Annotated in this window: 1 protein-coding gene; it reads right to left on the reverse strand. The window is 36.0% G+C overall.

Translation table 11 applies throughout. The annotated features are described in order from the left end of the window. Window positions 1–369, reverse strand: a 369-nt coding sequence (locus V7183_RS22815; RefSeq protein WP_335360939.1) for an SH3 domain-containing protein, incomplete at its 3' end; no start/stop codon positions are given. Window positions 370–453: the final 84 nt, after the last annotated feature.

Here is a 453-nt window from a genome sequence, read left to right on the forward strand (position 1 = left end):
CCCATTTTGTACTTGGTTCGTTGTTTCGATCATATCGTCTTTCTTAAGCGTACCAAGAATTTCTGAGTTCGTGTTTGCTTCAGCACGTACGTTTAATACGTTTGCTGTTACGTAGTAGATGCTTTTTGTGAAATCTGAACTTACGAATGCGTCTTTCCCATTTAATTTGATTTGTGACCATCCGTTTTCTGTATTTGTAACATCTAATTTATTACCGTTTAATACTTTTCCTACAACTTGTGATTCAGTAGTTGGGTTCTCGCGTACGTTTAATACATCCGTTGTTACAACAGTTTCTGCTTTAGCAGAAGTAGTGAAAATCCCAAGACCAAAAACCGCTGCTGTTGCTATACCAATTAATTTTTTCATGAATAGCCTCCATTCGCTTTGTTTTCGTGTCCTCATTATAGCAACAGTTTTTTTGGGAATTTAGAAAATCACACAATTACAAAC

The sequence above is a fragment of the Bacillus sp. JJ1127 genome, assembly GCF_036965845.1.
GTDB lineage: Bacteria > Bacillota > Bacilli > Bacillales > Bacillaceae_G > Bacillus_A.